General features: G+C 30.6%; 7 protein-coding genes. 3 read left to right on the top strand and 4 right to left on the bottom strand.

Going from position 1 to position 5807, the window contains the following annotated elements; all coding sequences use genetic code 11:
• Together ACIQ11_RS08355 and ACIQ11_RS08350 are read left to right on the top strand one after the other, a co-directional pair.
• Window positions 1-377: type IX secretion system membrane protein PorP/SprF (locus ACIQ11_RS08355; RefSeq protein WP_396154200.1), on the top strand; the 377-nt coding region annotated here is incomplete at its 5' end.
• An 81-nt stretch (window positions 378-458) separates the two neighbouring features.
• Complete coding sequence (locus tag ACIQ11_RS08350) at window positions 459-956, top strand: GNAT family N-acetyltransferase (protein WP_396154199.1); 498 nt, start codon at window positions 459-461, stop codon at window positions 954-956.
• A gap of 131 nt (window positions 957-1087) precedes the next feature.
• Here the strand turns inward: ACIQ11_RS08350 and rluF are convergent, their stop codons facing one another.
• From rluF to ACIQ11_RS08335, 3 genes are all read right to left on the bottom strand, one after another.
• The gene (gene rluF / locus ACIQ11_RS08345; protein WP_396154198.1) at window positions 1088-1876 is read right to left on the bottom strand and encodes a 23S rRNA pseudouridine(2604) synthase RluF; all 789 of its coding nucleotides are present in this window, start codon (window positions 1874-1876) and stop codon (window positions 1088-1090) included.
• 187 nt (window positions 1877-2063) lie between these two features.
• Window positions 2064-2843 (bottom strand): zinc ribbon domain-containing protein, encoded by a 780-nt coding sequence (locus ACIQ11_RS08340; RefSeq protein WP_396154197.1) that lies wholly within the window; start codon window positions 2841-2843, stop codon window positions 2064-2066.
• Window positions 2844-2847: 4 nt separating this feature from the next.
• Entirely contained in the window at window positions 2848-3939 is a 1092-nt protein-coding gene (locus tag ACIQ11_RS08335; protein ID WP_396154196.1) for a Nif3-like dinuclear metal center hexameric protein, read from the bottom strand.
• Between the two features lie 151 nt (window positions 3940-4090).
• On the opposite strand from ACIQ11_RS08335, the gene lpxK reads away from it, so the two are divergent.
• The gene (lpxK, locus tag ACIQ11_RS08330) at window positions 4091-5101 is read left to right on the top strand and encodes a tetraacyldisaccharide 4'-kinase (RefSeq protein WP_396154195.1); all 1011 of its coding nucleotides are present in this window, start codon (window positions 4091-4093) and stop codon (window positions 5099-5101) included.
• Here the strand turns inward: lpxK and ACIQ11_RS08325 are convergent.
• A partial coding sequence (locus ACIQ11_RS08325) for a response regulator (protein ID WP_396154194.1) occupies window positions 5089-5807 on the bottom strand: 719 nt, incomplete at its 5' end. The genes lpxK and ACIQ11_RS08325 overlap by 13 nt on opposite strands.

The raw sequence follows: 5807 nt of genomic DNA, 5'->3' as shown, positions 1-5807 counted from the left end.
CGCCAAAAATGCTTGATACAAAAAGAGCGAAAAATGAGGAAGGTTTTGCTTCTGTTGCAACTGATCAGGCACACTATTATTTTTCAACAGGAAGAACTTTTGAAGTTACTCCTTCGTTAGATATAGTGCCATCTATTATGCTACGTTATGTTAATGGCGCACCATTTTCTACGGATCTTACTACAACGCTTAAATATGATGATAAACTCAATTTTGGTGTAACGTACAGAACTGATAAAACTTTAGCTGGTTTAGCTTTAATTAATATAAGTAAAAAAATCGCTTTGGGTTATGCTTATGAGTACAGTGTTCGTAGCAAAACTTTAGGTCGCGCTAATGGTTCTAATGAATTCTTTTTAAGTTATAAATTTAACTAAATAGAGTTTAATATAATTACAAATAAAAAAGGGTCAATCTATACAGATTGGCCCTTTTTGTTTTATTTTAGCCCTATGAAAATGAGCGTTTGTAATAGAGAACAACTTTCGATAGTTCGTGATTTAGCGTATACTGTTTGGCCATCCACTTATAGAGAGATTTTATCAAGTGAACAGTTAGATTATATGTTGCATAACTTTTATTCCGTTGCCAATTTAGAAAAGCAAATGGATAATGGGCAAGTATTTGAATTACTGTTTGAAGACACAACTGCTATTGGTTTTGTAGCTTATGAATTAAATTGCAATTTCGAGAACCTCAGTCAGCCATTAACTAAAATCCATAAAATTTATTTGTTATCAGAAACCCAAGGTAAAGGTTGTGGTAAATTTATGATTGATGAAATAGTAAAAATCGCTAAAAGCAATAATCAGAAAGGTGTTTTTTTAAATGTGAACAAATATAACAAAGCAAAATTTTTCTATGAGAAATTGGGTTTTGTTATTTCAAAAGAAGAAGTAATTGATATTGGAAATGGGTACGTTATGGACGACTACGTAATGGAATATCTGTTCTAATGAAAAACGCTTTTGCGTTAGTGGTTGTAGCGGCATCCTTTTTATGTTTTGTTGCCTGAGGTTCTCGAAGGCAACAAAATATAAAAAGATATAGCGGAAGACACGACCTGAAAGGGAACGCCCAAATAAAATTATCTATTTCGCTTGTCGTAATTTCTGCTACCGTAATTGGTTTTTTTGTCACGCAGAATACTTGCGTCTTCGGTTTTACTGGAAGGTTCGATAAGTGTATTTAATTCTACGATTTCTTTGTCTGTTAGCGGACGGTATTTTCCAACAGGAACGTCTAAAGTAATGTTGATTATTCGGATTCTTTTTAGCGATGTAACTTCGTAATCTAAATACTCGCACATACGACGAATTTGACGATTTAAACCTTGTGTTAATACGATTTTAAACACAAACTGACTCATTTTATCTACTTTGCATTTTTTGGTAATAGTGTCTAAAATAGGCAAGCCATTGCTCATTTGATTAATGAAAGTTTCAGTAATTGGTTTGTCAACGGTAACAATATATTCTTTCTCGTGATTGTTTCTGGCGCGTAAAATTTTGTTTACAATATCGCCATCATTGGTCATAAATATTAATCCTTCACTGGCTTTGTCTAATCTTCCGATAGGGAAAACGCGTTCGGGATAATTGATATAATCAACAATGTTGTCTGGAATATTTAAATTCGTCGTACATTCAATTCCTGCAGGTTTGTGGAACGATAAATAAATAGGTTTTTTATTTGCGTTGGATACTAATTCGCCATTCACACGAACTTCGTCTCCTGGAGCTACTTTCGTGCCTAATTCAGTAGATTTACCGTTGATGGTGATTCTGCCTTCTTCCAATAATCGGTCAGCCTCTCTACGAGAGCAAAATCCTGATTCTGACAAATATTTATTGATGCGTACTAATTGTTCTTCCATTAGGCAAAGGTAGTATTTTTAGTTTAAATGTTTATGAGGTTTGTTTTGTTTAAAATTCCAATAAAAAAAATCCAAATTCCAAATTTAAAACTTGGAGTTTGGATTTTTTAATTTGTTTTTTTTATTGTGTAAAAGCCTAATATTTCGATTTTAAAACTTTCGAATTTAAGACCTTCTACTATTTCAATTACATTTTGGCGAAAATTTTCTCCATTTTTTCTCTTTCTTCATCAGCTAAAACACTGTCTACTAAAATACGTCCACTGTGCTCATCGGTTAAGATTTTCTTTCTACCTGCAATTTCCATTTGAGTTTGTGGTGGAATGGTAAAGAAAGAACCTGCAGAGGCACCACGTTCGATAGAAACAACTGCTAAACCATTAACAACGCTATTTCTAATTCTGTCGTATGCTGATAATAAACGAGCTTCAATTTTGCCTCTAAAATCATTAGATTTTTCAATTAAGAAGTTTTCGTCTTTTTCGGTTTCCGCCATAATATCACTTAATTCTGCTTTTTTATGTTTTAAGTGATTTTCTTTACTTTCCAGTTTGTCTTTTGTTTGATTAACAATTTCTTTTTTGTTTTCAAACGTAACTTTCATTTCTTTAATGTGCTTTTCAGCCAATTGAATTTCTAATTCTTGAAATTCAATTTCTTTAGATAAAGAATTAAATTCTCTATTGTTACGCACATTTTTTTGCTGTTCAGTATATTTTTTTATTGCTGCTTTATAGTCATCAATATTATTCTTTTTTTCTTTTGCTTGATGATCGATGTTGTTTAAATCGTCGTTTAATTTTTCTAAACGTTTAGATAATCCAGCTACTTCATCTTCTAAATCTTCAACTTCTAAAGGTAATTCTCCTCGTACGTTTCTTATTTCGTCAATTTTAGAATCAATTAATTGTAAGGCATAAATTGCTCTTAATTTTTCTTCTACGCTTAGTTCTTTTGTATTTGCCATATTGTTAAAAATATTTAACGGGATTTGTATTTAATTCTGATAAAATGATTGCAAAATTAGTGATTTTTTCTTTAAGAAAGTCAACAATATAATTTTTTGTATATCTTTCGCTTTCAAAATGGCCAATATCTGCTAAAAGTAGCTTATTTTCGGCTTCATAAAATTGGTGATATTTTAAATCGGCGGTTAAAAAAGCATCGGCTCCTGCTGCAATTGCATTTTTTATGGCAAAACTACCGCTTCCACCTAAAACTGCAACTTTTTTGATTTCCGATGCTAAAAATTGACTATGACGAATACTGCCACATTCCATTTTTTCTTTGACAAATTGTAAAAAAGCGTTTGGTTTCATAGGTTGTTCCAATTCGCCAATCATTCCTAAACCAATATTTTGATGTTCATTTTCGGTTTTGTAAATTTCATATGCCACTTCTTCATACATATGATTTGCAAATAATGCCTTTAATATGTTGTTTTGTAAGTGTTTTTCGAAAATTACTTCTATTTTTATTTCCTCTTCAATTTGTAAAATTTGTTTTTGTCCAAGTACCGGATTGCTGTTTTCATTACCTTTAAAAGAACTATTTCCAGCTGATGTAAAACTACAATTATCATAGTTGCCAATACTACCTGCACCCGCTTCAAACAAGGCTTGTTTTACTTGATTTTCGTTCTCGGGTTTGGTATATGTTACTAATTTATAAATGAAATTTTGCTTAGGTATTAAAACTTTTGTATTCGTTAAACCTAAAGCATCGCAGAAAATTTTATTCACGCCATTTTGATGATTATCTAATGCGGTATGAACGGCATAAATGGCAACATCATTTTTTATGGCTTTGATAATAGCCCGTTCTACATAATTTTTTCCAGTAATTTTTTTTAATCCAGAAAACAAAATAGGATGAAAACAGACTACTAAATTACATTTTTTGGAAATGGCTTCTTCAATAACTTCTTCTAAAGCATCGTGGCAAACTAAAATACCAGTAATGTCGTTAGTGTGACTCACTAATAGTCCAACATTGTCAAAATCTTCAGCGTAAGCCAAAGGAGCCAATTGCTCTAAATGTTTTGTAATTTCGGATAATTGCATTTTTCGTTTTAGAAATTTTGTATTTTTCAAAGATAAAAAATGCAATTGATTTAAATATAATTTACTTGAAATTTAATTCATACGATTTTTGTACATTTGTATATCTAATTCTAAGGACTACTTTTGTAAGTCTTTATTTAGATAAATAACTATGAATTTTATACGAAAACTACTTTTTCCACTTGGAGGCTTATATTGGTTAGTTACTTTTATAAGAAATTGGCTGTACGATTTGGGTATTTTTCCTTCAAAATCATATGAATTACCAGTTATTGCAATTGGAAATTTAAGCGCTGGTGGCACAGGTAAAACCCCTCAAACAGAATACATCATTCGATTACTGAAAGATACTTATAAAATTGCTGTTTTGAGTCGTGGCTACAAACGAATTTCAAAAGGTTTTGTATTGGCAAATGATTTAGTTACTGTTTCGGAATTAGGTGACGAATCGTTTCAAATGTATTCAAAATTTCCTGAAGTTTCTGTTGCCGTTTGTGAAGACAGACAAACAGGAATTGAAAACTTAATTTCGAACATCAATCCAGATGTAATTTTATTAGATGATGCGTTTCAGCATAGAAAAGTAAAAGCGGGTTTTTATATATTATTAACTGCTTACGATGAGTTGTTTTCAGATGATTTTATTTTGCCTTTTGGGAATTTACGAGAAAGTGCCATTGGTAAAAAGCGCGCCAATGTAGTTGTTGTAACCAAATGTCCACAAAATATATCTGAATTAAACAAAGATGAAGTAAAACTAAAATTAAACGTAAATGTTCCAGTTTTTTTTACTTCTATTGACTACGATTCTAAAGTATTTTGTACAGAAAATAGTATGTCGGTTTCAGATATAATTTCTAAAGAAAAAATTATTGTTGCAGGAATTGCTAAGCCAAAATATTTCATTAATTATTTAAATTCGGGAACTGATAAAGTTTTGATATATCCAGATCATCATAATTTTTCAGAAGCTGAAGTTTCAGAAATAAATGAATTGTCAAAAGATAAAATTATAGTTACTACCGAAAAGGATTTTATGCGTTTAAACGGAAAAATAAACTTGAGTAACTTGTTTTATTTACCTATTCAATCTAAATTTATATCAGATAAAGAACAATTTGATGCATTAATAAGCAATTGGGTTAAAAGTTATACTAAGTAATCACTTATTACGCTGTAAAAATAATCTGGATTAAAAGGTTTTGTAATTACTTCATTCATTCCAAAAGATAGCAACGTTTTTTTGTTTTCGTTTAACGAAATAGCAGTTAATGCTATAATTGGAGTTGTTGTATTAAATTTTCTTATTTCTGCTGTAGCTTCAGTTCCATTAATTCCTGTTAAGTGAACGTCCATTAAAACCAAATCAAAGGTGTTATTTTGCATTTCAACAATTGCCTCTTCGCCGTTGTCAATTATAGTACAAATCATACCTTTGTTTTCCACCATTTTTTTGGTTATCATTTGGTTGATTTTGTTGTCTTCAACCAATAAAACGGTTTTATTTTTTAAATTGTCGTAAGAAGTAACTTTCTTTTTCTCGTGATTTAAGATTGTTTCGGCATTTGATTTTCCGAAATTTAAATCGAAATATAATTTTGTCCCTTCGTTTACTTTACTTTCTAAATGAATTTCGCTGCCTAATAATTCAATAATTTTCTTAACGATAGAAAGTCCTAAACCAGTTCCTCCATACGTTCTATTAATTTCCACAGAACCTTGCGAAAAACTATCGAAAATATTTGCAATTTTGTCTTCTGGTATTCCTATACCATTATCTTGAATTATGAAATTTAAAGTTATCGTATCGTCTTCTTCTTTTATGGTTTTTACCGAAAGCGTAACCTTGCCGTTTTTAGTAAATTTAA

The sequence above is a fragment of the Flavobacterium sp. genome, from assembly GCF_044361065.1.
GTDB lineage: Bacteria > Bacteroidota > Bacteroidia > Flavobacteriales > Flavobacteriaceae > Flavobacterium.
The sequence above is the reverse complement of the archived record's forward strand: the minus strand, read 5'-3'. Positions and strand labels throughout refer to the sequence as shown.